This is a genomic window from Shinella oryzae, from assembly GCF_023038235.1.
Lineage (GTDB): Bacteria > Pseudomonadota > Alphaproteobacteria > Rhizobiales > Rhizobiaceae > Shinella > Shinella sumterensis.
This window is the reverse complement of record NZ_CP081987.1, coordinates 328,768-346,824: the sequence shown is the minus strand read 5'-3', so window position 1 is coordinate 346,824 and position 18,057 is coordinate 328,768. Positions and strand designations below refer to the sequence as shown.

General features: G+C 62.2%; 20 protein-coding genes. 2 read left to right on the top strand and 18 right to left on the bottom strand.

What is annotated here, in order from left to right:
- Positions 1 to 22: 22 nt before the first annotated feature.
- The 5 genes from bglA to K6301_RS01725 form a co-directional block, all read right to left on the bottom strand.
- Entirely contained in the window at positions 23 to 1,675 is a 1,653-nt protein-coding gene (bglA, locus tag K6301_RS01745; protein ID WP_247218886.1) for a beta-galactosidase BglA, read from the bottom strand.
- Positions 1,676 to 1,753: 78 nt separating this feature from the next.
- A complete protein-coding gene (locus K6301_RS01740; protein WP_247218885.1) occupies positions 1,754 to 2,899 on the bottom strand; it encodes a carbohydrate ABC transporter permease in 1,146 nt (381 codons plus the stop codon).
- Position 2,900: 1 nt separating this feature from the next.
- Entirely contained in the window at positions 2,901 to 3,908 is a 1,008-nt protein-coding gene (locus K6301_RS01735; RefSeq protein WP_247218884.1) for a carbohydrate ABC transporter permease, read from the bottom strand.
- Positions 3,909 to 4,010: 102 nt separating this feature from the next.
- Entirely contained in the window at positions 4,011 to 5,351 is a 1,341-nt protein-coding gene (locus K6301_RS01730) for an ABC transporter substrate-binding protein (RefSeq protein ID WP_425475383.1), read from the bottom strand.
- 129 nt (positions 5,352 to 5,480) lie between these two features.
- Positions 5,481 to 5,648 carry a hypothetical protein gene (locus tag K6301_RS01725; RefSeq protein WP_247218882.1) on the bottom strand — a complete coding sequence of 56 codons (168 nt, stop codon included), beginning with the start codon at positions 5,646 to 5,648 and terminating at the stop codon, positions 5,481 to 5,483.
- Between K6301_RS01725 and K6301_RS01720 the strand changes: the two genes are divergently transcribed.
- Positions 5,649 to 6,677 carry a substrate-binding domain-containing protein gene (locus tag K6301_RS01720; protein ID WP_247218881.1) on the top strand — a complete coding sequence of 343 codons (1,029 nt, stop codon included), beginning with the start codon at positions 5,649 to 5,651 and terminating at the stop codon, positions 6,675 to 6,677.
- Between the two features lie 49 nt (positions 6,678 to 6,726).
- Here the strand turns inward: K6301_RS01720 and folD are convergent, their stop codons facing one another.
- The gene (folD, locus tag K6301_RS01715) at positions 6,727 to 7,626 is read right to left on the bottom strand and encodes a bifunctional methylenetetrahydrofolate dehydrogenase/methenyltetrahydrofolate cyclohydrolase FolD (RefSeq protein WP_247218880.1); all 900 of its coding nucleotides are present in this window, start codon (positions 7,624 to 7,626) and stop codon (positions 6,727 to 6,729) included.
- 325 nt (positions 7,627 to 7,951) lie between these two features.
- Between folD and K6301_RS01710 the strand changes: the two genes are divergently transcribed.
- Positions 7,952 to 8,881, top strand: coding sequence for a WecB/TagA/CpsF family glycosyltransferase (locus K6301_RS01710; protein ID WP_247218878.1), 930 nt, complete (start codon positions 7,952 to 7,954; stop codon positions 8,879 to 8,881).
- A gap of 36 nt (positions 8,882 to 8,917) precedes the next feature.
- On the opposite strand, the gene K6301_RS01705 is transcribed toward K6301_RS01710, so the two are convergent.
- The 12 genes from K6301_RS01705 to flgK form a co-directional block, all read right to left on the bottom strand.
- Positions 8,918 to 9,448, bottom strand: coding sequence for a hypothetical protein (locus tag K6301_RS01705; protein WP_247218876.1), 531 nt, complete (start codon positions 9,446 to 9,448; stop codon positions 8,918 to 8,920).
- Positions 9,445 to 9,813 (bottom strand): hypothetical protein, encoded by a 369-nt coding sequence (locus tag K6301_RS01700; protein ID WP_134649710.1) that lies wholly within the window; start codon positions 9,811 to 9,813, stop codon positions 9,445 to 9,447. Before K6301_RS01700 ends, K6301_RS01705 begins: the two co-directional genes overlap by 4 nt.
- Before the next feature lie 15 nt (positions 9,814 to 9,828).
- Positions 9,829 to 10,380, bottom strand: coding sequence for a rod-binding protein (locus K6301_RS01695; protein ID WP_247218874.1), 552 nt, complete (start codon positions 10,378 to 10,380; stop codon positions 9,829 to 9,831).
- Between the two features lie 268 nt (positions 10,381 to 10,648).
- Positions 10,649 to 11,050 carry a hypothetical protein gene (locus tag K6301_RS01690; protein WP_134649708.1) on the bottom strand — a complete coding sequence of 134 codons (402 nt, stop codon included), beginning with the start codon at positions 11,048 to 11,050 and terminating at the stop codon, positions 10,649 to 10,651.
- Positions 11,047 to 11,799 carry a flagellar biosynthetic protein FliR gene (fliR, locus tag K6301_RS01685; protein WP_247218872.1) on the bottom strand — a complete coding sequence of 251 codons (753 nt, stop codon included), beginning with the start codon at positions 11,797 to 11,799 and terminating at the stop codon, positions 11,047 to 11,049. The genes K6301_RS01690 and fliR overlap by 4 nt, the downstream gene beginning before the upstream one ends.
- The gene (flhA, locus tag K6301_RS01680) at positions 11,796 to 13,883 is read right to left on the bottom strand and encodes a flagellar biosynthesis protein FlhA (RefSeq protein ID WP_134649706.1); all 2,088 of its coding nucleotides are present in this window, start codon (positions 13,881 to 13,883) and stop codon (positions 11,796 to 11,798) included. Before flhA ends, fliR begins: the two co-directional genes overlap by 4 nt.
- Before the next feature lie 140 nt (positions 13,884 to 14,023).
- Positions 14,024 to 14,290 carry a flagellar biosynthesis protein FliQ gene (gene fliQ, locus K6301_RS01675; RefSeq protein ID WP_134649705.1) on the bottom strand — a complete coding sequence of 89 codons (267 nt, stop codon included), beginning with the start codon at positions 14,288 to 14,290 and terminating at the stop codon, positions 14,024 to 14,026.
- A gap of 9 nt (positions 14,291 to 14,299) precedes the next feature.
- Complete coding sequence (flgD, locus tag K6301_RS01670; RefSeq protein ID WP_281505874.1) at positions 14,300 to 14,716, bottom strand: flagellar hook assembly protein FlgD; 417 nt, start codon at positions 14,714 to 14,716, stop codon at positions 14,300 to 14,302.
- A complete protein-coding gene (gene flbT, locus K6301_RS01665; protein ID WP_134649703.1) occupies positions 14,710 to 15,156 on the bottom strand; it encodes a flagellar biosynthesis repressor FlbT in 447 nt (148 codons plus the stop codon). The genes flgD and flbT overlap by 7 nt, the downstream gene beginning before the upstream one ends.
- Complete coding sequence (gene flaF, locus K6301_RS01660) at positions 15,153 to 15,500, bottom strand: flagellar biosynthesis regulator FlaF (protein ID WP_134649702.1); 348 nt, start codon at positions 15,498 to 15,500, stop codon at positions 15,153 to 15,155. The genes flbT and flaF overlap by 4 nt, the downstream gene beginning before the upstream one ends.
- 38 nt (positions 15,501 to 15,538) lie before the next feature.
- Complete coding sequence (locus K6301_RS01655) at positions 15,539 to 16,594, bottom strand: flagellar hook-associated family protein (RefSeq protein WP_247218870.1); 1,056 nt, start codon at positions 16,592 to 16,594, stop codon at positions 15,539 to 15,541.
- A 3-nt stretch (positions 16,595 to 16,597) separates the two neighbouring features.
- Positions 16,598 to 18,043 (bottom strand): flagellar hook-associated protein FlgK, encoded by a 1,446-nt coding sequence (gene flgK, locus K6301_RS01650; protein ID WP_247218868.1) that lies wholly within the window; start codon positions 18,041 to 18,043, stop codon positions 16,598 to 16,600.
- Between the last annotated feature and the right edge of the window lie 14 nt (positions 18,044 to 18,057).

Sequence of the window (18,057 nt, the reverse complement as noted above, 5' to 3'; positions counted from 1 at the left end):
CCTCCCCTGTTGTTCTGACCGGTCACACGAAGCGGGCGAAGAATCCGCTCCAGGCCGGAAGTTCGATGTATTCGTCATGCATGACGCTCGCGAAGCCATGCCCTTCCAGCGCCTCGAGCGTGCCGGACGGAATATCCGCCATGCGCGCGACCGGGCTCATGTTGAAGGCACAGAAAATCTTCTCGTTGCCGTGCGAGCGCACGAAGGAGAGGATGACGCCTTCCGCCATCTGAAACTCGATCTCGCCCTTGACGAGCGGCACGTGCTCCTTGCGGAAGGCGAGAAAGCGGCGGTAATGCGAAAGCACGGATGCATCGTCGCCCGCCTGCACGTCGACGGCGCGTTCCAGATGCGCGGGCGGTACCGGCAGCCACGGCTTGCCGTCGCTGAAGCCGCCGGTCGGGTCGTTGGTCTCCCAGACCATCGGCGTGCGGCAACCGTCGCGCCCCTTGAAATCGGGCCAGAACTGGATGCCGTAGGGATCGCGAAGATCCTCGTAGGCGATCTCCGCTTCCGGAAGGGCCAGTTCCTCGCCCTGATAGATGCAGACGGAGCCGCGCAGCGAAAGCAGCAGGCTCGACAAGAGCTTGGCATGCGCTTCATGATCATTCACGCCAGTGCCCCAGCGGCTGATATGGCGCACGACGTCGTGGTTGGAGAAGGCCCAGCAGACCCACCCTTCCGGGGCCGCCTTTTCCAGCGCATGCTGCGTGTCCGCCACGAAGGCCGGCGTCAGCGGTTCGGGCGCCAGGAACTCGAACGCGTAGCACATGTGCATCTTGTCGCCGCCGGAGGTATACTCGCCGGCGATCTCCAGACCGCGCTGGCTGTCGCCCACCTCGCCGACCGCGGCAATCGCCGGAAACTCCTCCATCAGCGCGCGGAACCGCTTGAGGAATTCCAGGTTCTCCGGCTGGTTCTTGTCGTAGATGTGTTCCTGGTAATTGTAGGGGTTCACGGCCGGCGCGGTCTGGGCATTGCGCCGCTCGGGCGCGAGCGCCGGGTTGTCACGCAGTTCCTTGTCGTGGAAGTAGAAGTTGATCGTGTCGAGACGGAAACCATCGACGCCGCGTTGCAGCCAGAAGCGGGCGACCGAGAGCAACGCATCCTGAACCTCGGGATTGTGCAGGTTCAGGTCCGGTTGCGAGGTCAGGAAGTTGTGCATGTAATATTGCAGGCGCGTGGGGTCCCACTGCCAGGCGGAGCCGCCGAAGATCGACAGCCAATTGTTCGGCGGCGTACCGTCGGGCCGCGAATCCGCCCAGACATACCAGTCCGCCTTGGGGTTCGTGCGCCGCGAGCGGCTTTCGACGAACCAAGGATGCCTGTCGGAGGTGTGCGACAGGACGAGGTCGATCATCACGCGGATATCGAGACGGTGCGCCTCTTCGATCAGCGCATCGAAATCCGAGAGCACGCCGAAGATCGGGTCCACGTCCTGGTAATCGGACACGTCATAGCCGAAATCGCGCATGGGCGAGGTGAAGAACGGCGATATCCAGATGGCATCGACGCCAAGCGATGCGACATGGGAAAGCCGCTCGGTGATGCCGCGGAGATCGCCGATCCCGTCACCATTGGTATCCTGAAAGGAACGCGGATAGATCTGGTAGATCACCGCGCCGCGCCACCAGTCCTTGTCCGGCTGGAGAAGCGTTGAACCCGACGTCGTCATTCTCATATGTCCTGTCTGGGCGTCCCGGCCCGATGCTGTGGCAGCGCCGGCCGGTCCGCATATTGCTGGAAATGGTTGTCAGCCGCCCTTCACCGACCCCGCCAGCAGGCCGCGCACGAGGTAGCGCTGCAAGCTGAAGAAGACGATGAGAGGCACGATGATGGTTATGAAAGCCGAGGCCGTGAGGATTTCCCAGTTGCCGCCGCGCGAGCCGAGCAGGTTCACCAGGCGGCCGGTCAGTACCAGCTCGTTGTTGCCGGTGCCCAGGAAGACCATGGCGACCAGCAGGTCGTTCCAGGTCCACAGGAACTGGAAGATGGCGAAAGAGGCAAGGGCCGGGAAGGACAGCGGCAGGATGATCTTCACGAAGATGTCGAAATCGCTCGCCCCATCCACGCGGGCCGATTCCATGATCTCGCGCGGCAGCCCGGCCATGTAGTTGCGCAGCAGGTAGACCGCGAGCGGCAGGCCGAAACCCATATGGGCAAGCCATATGCCCACATAAGTCTTGGCCGGCACGCCGAAGAAGGCGCCGACACCGTTGTAGAGCTTCAGGAGCGGGATCAGCGACATCTGCAAGGGCACGACGAGCAGACCGACGATGACGGCAATCAGGATCGCGCGCCCCGGAAAGGGCATCCAGGCCAGCGCATAGGCGCAGAAGGCCGCCACGAGGATAGGGATGATCGTCGCCGGGATCGCCACCGTCAGCGAGTTGATGAAGGACGCGCCGATGCCCTCGGCATTGAGCACCTCGCGATAGTTGTCGAGGGTGAAGCGCGGCGGCACTGCGGCCGTAAAGAAGATGCGCTGGCCGCGCGTGCCTTCCATCCGCGTAGGCGAGACGATCTCGTAGCTGCCGTCCTCGTTGACAGTCAGCGTCTGGCCGTCGCCGATATCAGCGGCGGTGCCGACCTCGAAAGCCGCGGGCTGCATGGGCCTGACGCCGAAGGCGGACACCTTGCTCGTGCCGCCTTCGATGAGGTTGCCGGCGATCACGAACTTGCCGTCCTTCTCGACCTGCGCATCGGGCAAGGCCGCGCGGCCGGTCAGGTTTTGCGAGGACGTGGAGAGCGCGGTCCACCAACCGGAGACGGCAAGCTGGTCCTTGTCACGTAGCGACGAGATCAGCAGACCCGCGGTCGGAAGGGTCCAGAGCGCCACGAGCAGCAGAACGGACAGGTGAACGACGATGATGAGGGGCGAACGGGACGTGGCAATCATCTCAGCGCTCCATTTCCCGGGTGGCGTTGCGGATGTTCCAGATCATGATCGGGATGACGAGGACCATGATCACGACGGCGATGGACGCACCGCGGCCGAAATCGCCACCGCCGCGGAACATCCAGTCGAACATCAGGTTCGCGAGAACCTGCGTCTGCCATTGGCCGTTGGTCATGGCGAGCACGATGTCGAAGACCTTGAGGACGAGGATGGTGATCGTCGTCCAGACGACCGCGATCGTGCCCCAGATCTGCGGCACCATGATCTTGAAGAAGATCTGGAAGCCGTTCGCGCCGTCGATGACGGCGGCCTCGATGGTCTCTTCCGGGATGCCGCGCAGCGCCGCCGACAGGATGACCATGGCAAAGCCGGTCTGGATCCAGATGAGGATCACCATCAGGAAGAAGTTGTTCCAGAAGGGAATGGTCATCCACGCCTCGGGCTGGCCGCCCATGGCCACCACGATGGCGTTGAGGATGCCGATCTGCTCGGACCCTTCCGAGCGGTAGTCGTAGACGAACTTCCAGATGACGGCGGCACCGACGAAGGAGATCGCCATCGGCATGAAGATCAGCGTCTTTGCGATGTTGCCCCACCAGATGCGGTCGGTCAGCGCGGCGATCACGAGGCCGAAGAAGGTGGACAGCGCCGGCACGACGAGCAGCCACAGGAAATTGTTGAAGATCGACTGGCGGAACTCGCCGTCGCCCAGCATCCAGCGGAAATTGCTGAGGCCGACAAACTGCTGGCCGGAACGATCGTGGAGGGAGAGACGTACCGATTCGAAGACGGGATAGACGAGGTAGATGCCGAGCGCGAAGAGCGCGGGCGCCATGAACAGCCATGGCCGGATGGCATTGGTGATCCGGAGGTTCTTCGAGGCCTGCGGCCCCGTCAGCCCCTTGGACGGGAAGATATTGTCGAGAAGCCAGTTCGTTCCGAAGAAATAGACGACACAGGCGAGAACGCCCCCGACCATCGTGAAGATGGCGAATAACAGTTGCTGCATGGCGATCCCTCCCCTGGAATGCATTACTTTCGCATGCTCAGGCGCGTCTGCCGCTCCCTTCTCCCCTCGGGGGAGAAGGGGGCAGACGGTCAACCCGGCAACCTATTTGATGGCGTCCCAGGCCTTCTGGATGCTTTCGGCAACGTCGGGAGCCGACTTGCCGCCGACGAAGTCGATCATGCCGGTCCAGAACGCGCCCGCGCCGATCTTGCCCGGCATCAGGTCCGAACCGTCGAAGCGGAAGGTCGTCGAATCCAGCAGGATTTCACCCTGTTTTTTCATCGGGCCGTTGGCATAGGCTTCCTTGTTGGCCCCCTTGAACGGCGTGAGGAAGCTCGACTGCGCCATCCAGACCTCATGCGCGATCGGCGTCTTGAGGAATTCGATGAAGGCGCGCGAGGCCGGCGTGTCCCTGGTGATCATGGCGAGCGTTCCCGCGCCGAGGACGGGGTTACCGAGTTCCGGCTTGCTGGCATAGGGCGGCATGTAGAAGAAATCCGCATCCTCGCCGACGACGGTGCCTTCCGGGAAGAAGGACGGGATGAACGATGCCTGGTGGTGCAGGTAGCATTTCGGCGGCGAGGCGAAGAGGCCCTTCGGGCTGTCGCGGAAGTCGGTGGAGGCAACGGCGGCGGCACCGCCATCGACGAACTTGTCGTTCTTGGCGAACCAGCCGAATTCATCGATCGCGCCGATGACCGCAGCATCGTTGAACGGGATCTCGTTCTTCACCCATTTGTCGTAGGTCTCCGGGCTCTGGGTGCGCAGCATAAGGTCCTCGACCCAGTCGGTCGCCGGCCAGCCGGTGGCCCCGCCCGAACCGAGGCCGATGCACCACGGCGTGCCGCCGTCGGCGACGATCTTCTCCGTCAGCGCCTTCAGGTCCTCCATGGTCTTCGGCACCTCGTAGCCGGCGTCCTCGAAATTCTCCGGCACATACCAGACCAGCGACTTCACGTCGATCTTGTAGGGGAAGGCATAAAGCGCGGCATTGCCGTCCTTGCCCTTGAAGGTCGAAAGATCGACCCAGGACTGGCCGGCGGCATAATTGTCCAGAAGCCATTTCTGCGTCTCGTCGCCGAGCGGCGTCAGGTAGCCCTTCGAGGCGAGGTCGGCGATCAGGCCCGGCTGCGGGAGGATCGCGACATCGGGCGGGCTGCCGGCCTGCGTGTCGATGACGATCTGCTGTTCGTAGTTCTCGGACGAGGAATACTTGACCTCGATGCCCGTCGCCTCGCTGAAATAGGCAAAGACGGCCCTGAACAGCGTTTCGTCCTCGCCGCGCCACGGACCGAAGATCGTCAGCGTCTGTCCCTTGAGGTCGTGGCCCTTCTTGAAGTCCTCGAAACTCTGCCAGTTGAACTTCGCGTCCTCGCCGGGCTTGAATTTCAAGTCGGCCGCGACGGCGCTGCCTGCCAAAACGAGGGCGAGCGCAGCCGTCATCAACAGTGTCTTTTTCACCTGATTTGCCTCCCTAAACAAACCGCCCTCTCCCAGGGCCGGCATTTCCTAAACAGCTCAAAATTCAAAGCGCTTTGGATTTCCTTTCATCCCACTTCCCCGTCGCCCTCGTCAAGCCCCCTGCAAGCTGCGCGAACACAGCGCCGAGATGATGCAGCGCAGCGTCATTTTGCGCTGCAAAACGACCGAAACCGCTTTTTTCATGTGTTTTTCTGATGTTACATGCTCCGCGTCGCGCGGCATCCAAAGCGCTTCGAATAATTCTGGAAAGCCAAGCACGTGAACCTCAAGCAATTATCGCAATTGCTGGGCCTCTCCCAGACTACCGTCAGCCGGGCGCTGAACGGTTATCCGGAGGTCAATGCCGAAACGCGCCAGCGGGTGCTCGATGCGGTGCGAGAAACGGGATACCGCCCCAACCGCGCCGCCCAGCGCCTGGCCACCGGCCGCGCCGGCTCGATCGGCCTTGTCATGCCGACGGCCGACGGCATCGAATCCGACGTGCATTTCGGCGAATTCCTGGCGGGCCTCGGCGACGAAGCGGTCAGGCACGATTTCCATTTCGTCATCAATCCGAGCCACCCGGAAGACGAAGTCGCCACCTGCCGCAGGCTTGTGGCAAGCGGCAATGTGGACGCGCTGTTCCTGGCGTATATGCGGGAGAAGGATCCGCGCATCGCCATGATGAAGTCGCTGAAGACGCCGTTCATCGTGCACGGGCGATCGATCGGCATAGCGGATGACTATCCGTATCTGGACATCGACAATACGGGCGCGTTCTACGATGCCGCACGCCTGCTGACGCAACTCGGCCATCGACGCTTCGCGCTCATCAATGGCCCGGATTATCTGGCGTTTTCCGTCAGGCGCCGGAAAGGCGTCGCGCGGGCGCTCGCCGAGCTTGGGCTTAGCCTGCGCGAGGAATGCGTCACGCATGCGCAGATGACCGACGAACACGGTTTTCGCGCAATGCAGGCTTTCCTGCGGCTTGAGGCACCGCCGACGGCGGTGCTCTGTTCCAGCACGGTTCTTGCGCTCGGCGCCGTCAGGGCGATCAACCAGGCGGGGCTGAAGATCGGCGCGGATATTTCCCTGATCGCCCATGACGACGTGCTGCCGATGCTGAAACCGGAAAATTTCATGGTGCCGCTGACGACGACGCGCTCATCGCTGCGCGCCGCCGGCCAGCGCATCGCCCGCCGGCTGATCGCCCAGATCCTCCAGCTGGAAACGCTGCCCCAGCAGGAACTCTGGAAGGCCGATCTCATCGTGCGCGCCTCGACGGGCGCCGCGCCGCCCGATAGATGAAGCAGCAGAAATGAAAAAGGCGTCCGCGGGCGCCTGTCTTCCTGTCGGATCAGAATTTCGGCGGGGTCCGTCCGGCCTTGCGATAGGCCGCGATCACGGTGTTGGCCATGAGCATGGCGATGGTCATCGGGCCGACACCACCGGGCACCGGCGTGATGACCCCCGCCACCTTGGCGCATTCCTCGAATGCGACATCGCCGACTAGGCGCGACTTGCCCTCGCCCTTCTCGGGTGCGGCGACGCGATTGATGCCGACGTCGATGACGGTCGCACCGGGCTTTACCCAATCGGCCTTCACCATTTCCGGCCGGCCGACGGCGGCGACGAGGATATCGGCATTGCGGCAGACGGCGGCGAGGTCTTTGGTTCGCGAATGGGCCGTCGTGACGGTCGCATTGGCGGCCAGCAGCAGCGCCGACATCGGCTTGCCGAAAAGATTGGAGCGGCCGATCACCACGGCGTTCAGCCCCGACAGGTCATCGCCGTGGACGCGCCGCACGAACACCATCGCGCCGGCGGGCGTGCAGGAAACGAGGCCGCCGTCGAGATCGCCCGTCGCGACCTTGCCGGCATTGACGACGTGCAGGCCATCGACATCCTTCTCCGGCCGGATCGACTGGATGATCGGATCGGAGTCCAGGTGTTTGGGGAGCGGCAGCTGCACGAGGATGCCATGAATGCTTTCATCGGCATTCAGCGTCTCGACGAGACGGGCGAGCTCTTCCTGCGTGGTTTCTTCCGGCAACGTGTGCTGGATCGAATTGAAGCCGCACTCCTTGGCCATGCGGCTCTTGGAAGAGACGTAGGCGTGGCTCGCCGGATCGTCACCAACGATGACGACGGCGAGGCCGGGCTTGACACCTGCTTGCGCCTGAAGAGCAGCGGTCGCGGACTTCACGGCGTCAATCACGGAAGCGGCAACCTGCTTCCCATCGATAATGGTTGTCACGTTTCTCTCCCTGCAATGATGCGCTCACCCTAACGGCGCGCCGGCACGGTGCGATGGCCTTTTAACGCCCTATGCTGTCGAAAACACATAAATTCAAGCGCCGAGGCTGCGAAAGAAGACATGCCGCGCGAGGTGAATGCATTTTTTCGTCACACGGAATGGCACATGCCGTCCCGCCATTCTGGTTATCAGGACCGGATTGGCGGAAGCAACCATGTAATAAGTCATTGTTTTTAAAAGCATTATGGAAAGGTTTACAGTGTGTGAAAACGCGAGCCGGCCTTTTCACGAATTCCTTAAACGGCCTTTCAGGCAGAGTTGCTACATGACGACGATCAATGCGAGCCCCGAGACAAGCATGACGCCCGACCGTATCCGTTCCGCTGACCGCCAGAGCCCGGCGAGCCGCAAGGCTTCCGTCGCGCGCGTATCCCGGCAAGGCCGCGTCCGTGGCGCCAACCCTGTTCCCGCCGCCATCGCTCCGGCACGGCGCGATATCCTGGGCCTCGACATCTGCGACCTCGGATGGGCCGAAGCGCTGGCTTTCGCCGGGGAACGGGCCACGATGCCGTTCGGGCAAAGCATCATCGTCTTCGCCAATACCGACAGTGCCAACCGGATGATGCGCGATCCCGATTATCGCGCGGCGCTCTCGCGCCAGACCGTGCTGCCGGAAGACCGGGGGATCGACCTCGCCGCCCGGCTGCTGCATGGCCAGCGTTTTCGCGCGCGGCTGGCCGGCACGGATTTCGTACCGGCCTTGCTCACCTATATCGCAAAGCCGATGCGTATCGCGCTGGTGGGCGGGCATGCGGCCACCCTGAAAAAGGCTGCCGAGGCGCTCAGCCGACATGCGCCGTGGCACAGCATCCTGCCGATTGCCGACGATGCCTTCGATCGCCAGCAATCGGACGCGGTCATGGAGCGTGTGGGCGCCGCCAATGCCGATATCCTGCTGGTCTCGATGGATAGGCCAGCCCAGGAAAAATGGATCGACCGTCATGTCGGCCCGGGTCATGCGAGACTGGTTCTGGGTGTCGAGCGCCTGTTCGAAACGCTGTCGGGCGAAGCACGGCGCGCGTCGCCACGCAGGTTCGGGCTCGGTTGGCTCTCCCTCCCGGCGTGGGGCGCATCCCGCAAGCGGGAGACGGAAACCGTTGGTCCGCTCTTCCTCTACCATGTGCTGCGCTACAAGTTCTCCGGTGCGAAGGCCGAAAGCAAAAGGCCGGAAATGGCAAAGGCCGGCTCGCTCTGAGCGGCCGGCCCGGTCACAGCCCTTTCGAGGGTCGGTTCAGTGGCCGCCGCTCTTTTCCGCCGGTTCGGCAGCGGGGACCTCGCCCTTGACCAGGGTCTTACCACCCTTGGGCGTCGGATCCTCCACTGCGGCGGTCGTCAGATAATCGATCTGCTCGATATAGACCTCCTGAATGACGTCGGCACCGAAGCGGCGGTTGAGCCCCTCCTTGACGACCCCGCGGAAGGCATCGAGATCAAAATGCCCGGCATCGGCCACGTCGATCATCTTCTTGCCGACGAGCAGCGTATAGAGTTCATCCGTGATCATGTCCGGCAGCGGCACGACCTGCTTGGCCGCCAGGTCCTTGTTCGCCTTGTAGGCGAGCTTGGTCAGGAGATAGCCGCTGACGCCGGCCTCGCCGATCACCGGAATGGTGGTCGTGTATCCCGTGACGAATTCCATCGCCGCTTCGTGTTCCGCGGCGGCGGTGTCGACCTTCGGGGCTGACGCCATCTTCAGCGAGAAATAGACCGAGGCGAGCGTGACGAGAAGCACCCAGACGCCTGTGCCGACGAGCTTGATCATGTACCGTAACCCAGGCGGAATTGTTCCTGCGAATAGGTGCCGTCGGCCTCGAGATCCTGCACGGCGTTCTTCAGGATGCTGACGACCTCACGCACGGCCTCGAGATGGGCCGAGACGCGCTGCGCATTGGTGGCGAGCTTTTCGCGCACGCGGCCGAGTTCGCGCGAGAAGGTCTGCGGCACCTCGTCGGGCCGCACGTCGCGCGACAGCATGGCCAGCTCATAGAGGCAACGGCTCTTGTGCGCATTCGAGGTCGACAGGTCGAAATGGGGATCCGTACCGATATTGTCATTCTCGTTGTCGATGATCGTCTCGAGCCTGCCGAGAACGGTGCGGATACGCAGTTCGTTGTTCGCCTGTTCCATTGTGTTGCTCTCCGCTTATGCTTTCTTGTCGTCTTCCTTGATGCCGGGCGTCAGGTCAGCAAAGGCCTGACGCTGCATGGACTGAACCATGCTTGCGGCGATCCGGTCGTTATCGTTCGTGTCCCTGGGATGCGAGGTGACCCCGCTCTTGCGGGCCAGGCTTTCGGCGAGCCCGATGCCGCCGCCCTTGGCAAGCGCTTCGCCGAGCTGGTCGGCCATCATGCCGCGCCACATCTCGCCGGCCGTGCCCTTGCCGTAAATCTCTTCGCTCTCTTCGGGCATCATCGACTTCACGAAGTTCTGAAGCACCATCGTCTCGAACTTGCGCAGATGCTCGGGAACGGCTTTGCCGCCCACAGCCTCGACACCCTTTGCCGCCTGGCTTGCAACCGAATCACGGTTGAGAATGCCGACGGCGGCCTGGAAGCCGGCGCCGGCCTCGGCAAGGCTCGTCGCCTCGAAAGCGGCGCGGTTTGACTTCAGCTTGGCCTGCGCTTCCTGGACCTGCGTCGGATCGGCCGCGCGCACGACATCGAGCACCAGATCACTGGGGGGTGAAATTGCCACGTCTCAGAACCTTTCGGGTGATCCTCAACTGCCGATCCCGTCCTCATGGCGGTCCACCGGCTCTTGACCATTCCGGACAGGTGCGCGCGCCGCATCACGGCGGCATCGGCGAACCTCTTCATCGTCCTGATGCGACTATCGCTGCTCAACCTTACGGGAGGCTGGTGCCGGATGACGAAGCCGTGACGTTGCCGCCCACGTCCTCCAAGTTCGCACAAGCTTGATCAGGCGACGTTAAATCACGCCTTTTTACAGGTACTTATGCTTGTCAGCCCGGCTCGCCCTTATAGGCGAGATGCTGGTCGATGAGATCGTAGATCGAATCGTCGGCCGCCACGCGCTCCTCGTCGTCGCGCGCCTCCTTCATGCGGTCTTCCATGCGGTCGCCCTTGGTGCGTTCGCGCACCACCCGCATTTCATGCATCTGCTGCACGTTCGACAGCATCTGGTCCTGCTGCTGGAGCTTGTTGTAGTGGCCGGAATAGTGGCGCGAGAAGGTGCGGTGCACCGGATTGAGCGAATTGATCGCATCGACCACGGCATCCATCGTTTCGGCGATCTCGCGGCGCTGGCTGGTCGTGGTGGCGAGGTCGATCTCCGCCATCTTCTCCAGATGGCGCTGCACGGTCACCAGACGCTTGAGCTTGTCGGAACGGTTCTGCGCCATCATCCCCCCTGGAAGACCGGCATGAAACCGGCCACGAAGATCTGCAGGAGCGAAGAGATGCCGAAATAGAGCAGCAGCATGCCGCCGATGATGAGATAGGGCAGCGAGATGAAGTAGATCGGGATCTGCGGCGCCAGCTTGTTGATGAGACCGATCGAGACGTTGAAGACCAGGCCGTAGAGAATGAAGGGGCTAGCGAGCCGCAGCATGATCATGAAGGTCTGGGACAGCGTGTCGGTGAGCGTGATCAGGGCGCTCTGCGGATTGAAGCCTGCGCCGAGCGGCATGACGGTGTAGGAATCGACCAGCGCCCGCACCACGACGTGATGGAAATCCAGAAGGAAGAGGATGAGCAGGCCCGCGAAGGAAAGCAGGTTGGTCAGCTGGTTTTCGGCTGCATCTTCCAGCACGTCCTGCGTCGGCGGCGCATTGAAGCCCATCATCATCGTCAGCACCGTGCCGGCGAACTGGAGGCCGAGCACATAGTACCGGGCGATCAGGCCGATCACCACGCCGGTCAGCGTCTCGAAAACGATGAGTTTGAGATAGGCGTCAAGCGAGCCGGAGGCGCGCGGATAGATCGTGTCCCACATGATCGGCAGGATCGCCATGGAAACGGCCACGGCGATGGAGAGGCGGATCTGCATGGAGATGCGCGCCGAGGAGAAGCCCGGCAGCAGCATGAAACACCCGCCGACACGGCAGAAGGCGGCGAACAGCGCCAGCACCGTGCCCTGCGGGTCCGTGATCATGAAATGGAGCCGAGAATCTTGATCTCGATGCCCTTGGCAAGCTCGACATGCGAGAGAACCGGCAATGTGGCGAAGAGGCGCTCGATGATCATGCGCACATAAGAGCGGGATTCGGGCGACGTGACCAGTACAAAGGGTGTGCCGCGGTCAAGAAACTCGCGGATAACCCGGGTGGCCTGCTCGGAAAACTCCTCAAGCTGGCGCGGGTCGATGTCGAATTCGACGATTTCGCCCTTCGTGTCACGCTTGAGCGCCTGGTGGAACACCATGTCCCATTTGTTGCCGAGGCGCAGCACCGGCAGAACGCCGTTCTCGGCAAGGTCGCCGCAGATCTGCTGCGACATGCGGATGCGCACATGCTCGACGATCTGCTCGGTCTTGCGGACATGCGGGGCAAGTTCCGCCACGGCTTCCAGGATGAGGTGCAGGTTGCGGATGGAAACGCGCTCGGCCAGGAGCAGCTTCAGCACGGCCTGAAGGCCGGAATAGGACATGTGCGAGGAGCAGATCTCGTCTGCGAGCTTGCGGTATTCCGGGTCGAGCCGCTCGATCAGCACCTTCACATCCTTATAGGAGAGAAGCTGCGGCAGGTTGTTTCTGATGACTTCCGACAGGTGCGTAAGAACGACCGAAACGTTATCGATGGGATGGAAGCCCTCGCGACGCAGGTCATCGGCAAAGGTCTCGAGGATCGAGACGGCCGGCATGCCGAACGCGGGTTCGCGGATATCGTCGCCCGGCACGCTCGGCTTGCGGCCACCGCCGGTGACGACGAGCACTTCGCCGACGCGCACGATGTTCGAGGCGATCGTCGTGCCGTGAATGCGGATCTGGTAGGACTTGTCGGGGATGGCGATGTCGTCCGAGACCTTGATCTCTGGCACCACGAAGCCGTACTGGGCGGCGAACTTCTTGCGCATCTTGCCCACGCGGAACGCCAGTTCCTGATGCGCGCCGAGAAGCCGCGTGGAAACCTGCTTGCCGAGAAGCAGTTCGATTTCGGCGGTCTTCAGAACGGACTTGACCGAATCCTTCTCCTGGTCGCGCGTCGCCTGGACCTGCTGGGCCTCGGCCTCGCGCTTGACCCGGTTCTCCTCCTCGATGCGGCGCGGGATGATCCAGCTGCCGAAGGCCATGACACCACCAAGCGCCATGAACGGCAGGAAGGGCAGACCGGGAATGATCGCGAGGAGGAACATGAGCGCGGCAGCGACGAGCAGTGCGCGCGGATAACCGGACAGCTGGTTGATGACCGCCTGGTCCGTGGACCCCGCGGTGCCGCCGCGCGACACGATGAGGCCGGCTGCGAGCGAGACGATCAGGGCGGGGATCTGCGAGACGAGACCATCGCCGACGGAAAGCTTCACGAAAACGTCGGCGGCTTCGGAAAGCTCCATGCCGTGGCGGAAGTAGCCGATGATGATGCCGCCGAAGACGTTGATGGCCGTAATGAGGAGGCCGGCAATGGCATCGCCGCGCACGAATTTCGAGGCACCGTCCATCGAACCGAAGAAGGAGCTTTCCTCCTCCAGTTCGCGCCGTCGCAGCTGCGCCTGCTTCTCGTCGATCAGGCCTGCCGAAAGGTCGGCATCGATCGACATCTGCTTGCCGGGAATGGCATCGAGGGTGAAGCGGGCGCCGACTTCGGCGATACGCGTCGCACCCTTGGTGATGACGATGAAGTTCACCACGATCAGGATCATGAAGACGATCAGACCGATGACGAAATCGCCGGACATGACGAGGCTGGCAAAGCCGGCGATCACGCCGCCGGCGGCGTCATGGCCTTCATTGCCGTGCGAAAGGATGACACGCGTCGTGGCGATATTGAGCGCCAGGCGGATCATCGTCGCGATCAGCAGGACTGTCGGGAAGGACGAGAAATCGAGCGGGCGCTGGATCCACAGCGCGACCATGAGGATGAGCACGGAAAAGGCGATGGAAAACGCCAGGCCCATATCGATCATGAAGACGGGGATGGGCAGGAAGAGGATCGACAGGATCGTCAGGATGCCGACGGCGAACGCGATATCGCGGCCGCTCGGGCTGACCTTCGGAATGCTGATTGCCGGTACTTGCGCCATCTGAAAGATTCCCGTCTCGTCATGAGAGGCTGCGCCGCGTCACACGCGTCGCCCATTTTCGCCGTCAGACGTACAGGGCGAAGCTTGCGCGAGGGTGGCAGGAGGCGGGAAAGCGCGCGAACGGCTCGGGCGGAGCCGCGCTAGAACCCGGTCTGGATGCGGGAAAAGACGAGATCGGTAAAGATGGAAATCTGAGCGCCGATGAAGGGCGCCGAAATGGCGAGCGTGACCATGATCGCCAGGATCTTGGGGACGAAGGTCAGGGTCATTTCCTGCACCTGCGTCAGCGCCTGAATGAAGGCGATGACGACGCCCACGAGCATGGCGGCAAGAACGGCCGGGCCGGACGCCACGATGACCGTCCAGATGGCTGACTGCGCAATATCGAGGGCGTCTGCCTCATTCACGGATGGGGTTCACTTTACGGTTACGCCGGGCCCGATAACCATCTTCTCGCCCGAATCAAGCGTCGCGACAATACCGTCGTTATATAGCGTGACTTCCTTGACGACGCCAGAAATCGCGCCATCATTGCTCGTGACCGTGCGCCCGATCACGGAGTTGGCCTCCTGGAGGGAGGTGCGCTGCAGCATGCTCTCCAGGTTCTTGTTCGTCTTGATGGTCTGCTCGACCTGCGAGAAGGTCGCAAGCTGCGCCATCTGCTGGGTCGCGTCCATCGGCTCGGTCGGATCCTGGTTCTTCATCTGCGCCACGAGCAGCTTCAGGAAGCTCTCGTAGTTCAGCGTTGCCGTCTTGGTGTCCTTCGCCGATTCGGCGCCGGTCACCGTCGGCATGTAACCGGACGACGTGTTGTTGTTGACAGCGTCTACCATGGTGCGATCTCCCTGCGGATCTGCTCGATCGTCGCCGGCGTCATTTCCTGGTTGTTCAGGATGCGATCCTCGATCGGGTAAAGCCCGCGGATCGCCTTGAGAGCCTCGAAGGCGCGGCCCTGGGTGACAAGCGCATCCACCCGCTTCAGCTCGGCCAGCACTTCCTCGTTCTTGAAGCACGAAAGAAGCATGATCACCGACTTGCGGAACATGGCGATCGACTGCTCGGCGCCTTCCGGATTGATCAGCGACATCTGCGCGATGAAATAGAGCTGACGGAGCGGCGTGGTCGCCTGTTCCGGCTGCAGGACATGGTTTTCCAGAAGGAAGGTCACATCGTTGAGAAACTCGATCGCCACCTTGCGATCGACCCTCAGAACCGCGCCATTGACGAAAATGCGCTCACCGGACTTCAGCGATATACGCAGCGTACTTTTCATTTGAGGCCATCCTTGATGATGGTGGTAATGTCGATAATGCCCTGGAAATTCTCGGACTCGCGTTTGCGGATCTTTTCGATTTCCTTGAGAATCCAGATGGCTATGGAAATGAGGTTGGCCCTGAGCTCGTCTTCCAGCTCGTTTTCCGGGTTGCCGAGATCCTCGATGAAGCGGATCCAGACGCGCCTAGTGAAATAGACGGCTTCCACCGCCTCCTTGCCGTAGGAACCGGCGGCCACTGCGGCTTTCAAAAGCGCAATCGACCGCTCGAGCACCTGCCGTTCCCGATCCTTCGAGACGGCAACGCCCTCTTCCATGATCTCGGCATATGAAAACTGGTACATTCAGACATCCTTCATGTGTGTCCGTACCCTCTGGTTCATCAGAGGTAGTTCAGCAGACTGAGATTCTGGATTCTCGAAGTCAGCGTGTATGCAAGGGAAAGCTGCGACTCGAGCGTCGTGACGCGTGTCGCGGCCTCGTATGTGTCGATGCCCTCCATGTCCTTGATGCTTGTGGTCAGGATGGTGATCTGCGCGTCGAGCGAGGTATTGGCCTGGGTGACACGCGACTGGGAGATGCCGAGCTTGGAGCGCTCGCCATCCACGCCGGAGATGGCGCGGCCCATGTAATCGATGGCGGAATCGCTGACGACCTTGCGCGAGGCCTCACTAAGGCCAATCGACAACAGTTCCTGGCCGACGACCAGTCCGAGCGCCAGATACCGCATGCCAGAGGCATTGACGTTGGTTGAACTCTGGACGGTCTCGGCCGCGCTGATACGGCTCTGCATGTTCTCATCGGACGCGTTCGACCAGTCGGTCTGCCAGTCCGGCCCCATGAAGCTCGTTTCGAGATCGGCGATGAAGGCCTGCATGTCGGCCGGCGCAATCGTGGAAACGCCGGGATCCGTCTGCGTGAAGCCGAAATGCGCGAGGAAGGCCTGATCGAACGCGACCTTCGCATCGCTCGGCGGGGTCTCCTGGAGATAGTCCTTGAGCGGCGTGACGTCGGAATTGATGCCGGCGAACAGATATTCGCCGCTGAACGAGGTGTTGGCCGCGGCCGTGAAGGTGGACAGCGCGTTGCCCATGTTCTGCTGCGCCAGCTCCAGCTGATCGGAAGAGGTCATGCCGGAGAGCGCGATGAGCACTTCCATCGCATCGTTGGCGGCCGACGACATCAGACCAAGCGCCTCCTGCGAGGCGGCGAGGCGCTGGGTGGTCAGCGCATTGGTGCTCTTCAGCGATTCCATGCGCTGGAGGTCGCGGTGCAGGTCGAGGGTACGCGAGGTCTTGGCGCCGAGAACCGCGCCGACATCCGCATGACGGCCGGTGACCGTCTCCTCCTGAAGCTGCACCATTTCCTTCTGCGCGCTTGCGACCGTGATGCGCATCGCATTCTGCAGGGAAACGTTGGAAACGAAAGAAGCCTTCATGCCTTAGCCCGCCGCTTGGAGAAGAGCGGTGATCATTTCATCGACCGCCGCGACCAGTTTCGCCGATGCCTTGTAGGACTGCTCCAGATCGAGGAGCAGTGCGAGTTCCTCGTCAAGGCTGACGGATGTCACGCTCTGCAAGGCCTCCTGCGTGCGTGCGAGCAGCGCATTCTTGTCGTCAGCGGCCGTCGTCGCCGCGCTACGCAGCTGCTCCAGCCAGCCTACCGAACCGCTCGAGAAAGCCAGCAGCGAAGCGTTCGTATCGATGGCCGCAGCCGGATCGAACGTGACCGGTGTCTCGAATGCAGCCGCATAATTGTTCAGCAGCACCGAGAAGCTGGCATTGTTATCGATGTTGAAGGTCTCGTTGATGCCGTCGCGCAGCAGCTTGGCATTACCGCCCTGATTTGTGATGACAGCCGGATTGACCTTGATGACCGTCGAGAGGCCGGGCACCACCGTGTCGACGGTGAGATCGTCACCGACGGCCACGCCGTTGCGGATGAACAGGCCGTCCATCGCGCCGCCGACCGTGTCCTCGGAGAACATGTTGATCAGGCTGCGGGCGGTTTCGTCGAGCTGGGCCTGGAAGGTCGGCGCGGCATGGTCGCGAATCTGCAGCAGGCCAGCGATCGTGCCGCGCGCGCTGGTGTTGCCGGCCGCGCCCATCTGCACCGGCACGCCGTCGATCAGGACCTGGTTGCCCGTCACGGTGGCGGTATAGGTGGTCGTGGGAACGAAGCTGACGGTGCGCGCCTCGGTCTCGAACAGCACCGTTCCATCGCTGGTGTAGAGCGCCAGGTCGTTGTTGGTGCGGTTGACGGTGGTGACACCGACGAGGCCGGAAATCTGCGTCAGCAGCTTGTCGCGCTGGTCGAGCGCGTCGTTGACGTCGGTGCCGGCCGCCGTGCCCTGCCGGACCTGGTCGTTGTAGGTCTTGAATTCCTTGAGAAGGCGGTTGAGGTCCTTGACCGCGGTGTCGATGTCGGCGTCAGCCTCCGACCGCAGTTTCTGGAGCGCTTCGGACGTGCTGTTCAACGACGTCGCGACGTCGATGGCATCCGCCACCACCGTTTCGGCAAGCGAGACTTCGTTCGGCTTGTCGGCGAAGGTCTGGAGATTGTCACGCAGCTTGGCGAGATAGGTGGAGGGGGCGAGTTCGTAGTCCTCGCCACCCAGCATCATCTTCATGCGCGAGAGGCCGGCCAGAACGGTATCCTGGGCCGAAGCCTTCGAAATGCTGAGCAGGTTCTGCTTCAGCAGCGCTTCGTTCTGCGCGCGCTGCGTTTCGACGACGGTGGCACCGGAGCTCGCCGTGGCGAGGATCGCCGCACGGCGCGCATAAGCCGGGTCGCTTGCATTGGCAATGTTCTTCGAAACGACGGCCGATTGCAGGCCTACGTTGGAAAAACTTGACTGAGCAGTCTTCATAGCTGCTGTAAGCGACATCAGTTCTACCTAAC

Coding starts and splice junctions, on each gene's coding strand:
- flgD (WP_281505874.1), bottom strand. CDS start 14,716: ATGGTAGACGCTGTCAACAACAACACGTCGTCCGGTTACATGCCGACG.
- flgK (WP_247218868.1), bottom strand. CDS start 18,043: ATGTCGCTTACAGCAGCTATGAAGACTGCTCAGTCAAGTTTTTCCAAC.
- bglA (WP_247218886.1), bottom strand. CDS start 1,675: ATGACGACGTCGGGTTCAACGCTTCTCCAGCCGGACAAGGACTGGTGG.
- flhA (WP_134649706.1), bottom strand. CDS start 13,883: ATGGCGCAAGTACCGGCAATCAGCATTCCGAAGGTCAGCCCGAGCGGC.
- K6301_RS01730 (WP_425475383.1), bottom strand. CDS start 5,351: ATGACGGCTGCGCTCGCCCTCGTTTTGGCAGGCAGCGCCGTCGCGGCC.
- K6301_RS01690 (WP_134649708.1), bottom strand. CDS start 11,050: ATGATGGCGCAGAACCGTTCCGACAAGCTCAAGCGTCTGGTGACCGTG.
- flbT (WP_134649703.1), bottom strand. CDS start 15,156: ATGAAAAGTACGCTGCGTATATCGCTGAAGTCCGGTGAGCGCATTTTC.
- fliR (WP_247218872.1), bottom strand. CDS start 11,799: ATGATCACGGACCCGCAGGGCACGGTGCTGGCGCTGTTCGCCGCCTTC.
- K6301_RS01705 (WP_247218876.1), bottom strand. CDS start 9,448: ATGATCAAGCTCGTCGGCACAGGCGTCTGGGTGCTTCTCGTCACGCTC.
- K6301_RS01655 (WP_247218870.1), bottom strand. CDS start 16,594: ATGAAGGCTTCTTTCGTTTCCAACGTTTCCCTGCAGAATGCGATGCGC.
- K6301_RS01710 (WP_247218878.1), top strand. CDS start 7,952: ATGACGACGATCAATGCGAGCCCCGAGACAAGCATGACGCCCGACCGT.
- K6301_RS01700 (WP_134649710.1), bottom strand. CDS start 9,813: ATGGAACAGGCGAACAACGAACTGCGTATCCGCACCGTTCTCGGCAGG.
- K6301_RS01740 (WP_247218885.1), bottom strand. CDS start 2,899: ATGATTGCCACGTCCCGTTCGCCCCTCATCATCGTCGTTCACCTGTCC.
- flaF (WP_134649702.1), bottom strand. CDS start 15,500: ATGTACCAGTTTTCATATGCCGAGATCATGGAAGAGGGCGTTGCCGTC.
- K6301_RS01735 (WP_247218884.1), bottom strand. CDS start 3,908: ATGCAGCAACTGTTATTCGCCATCTTCACGATGGTCGGGGGCGTTCTC.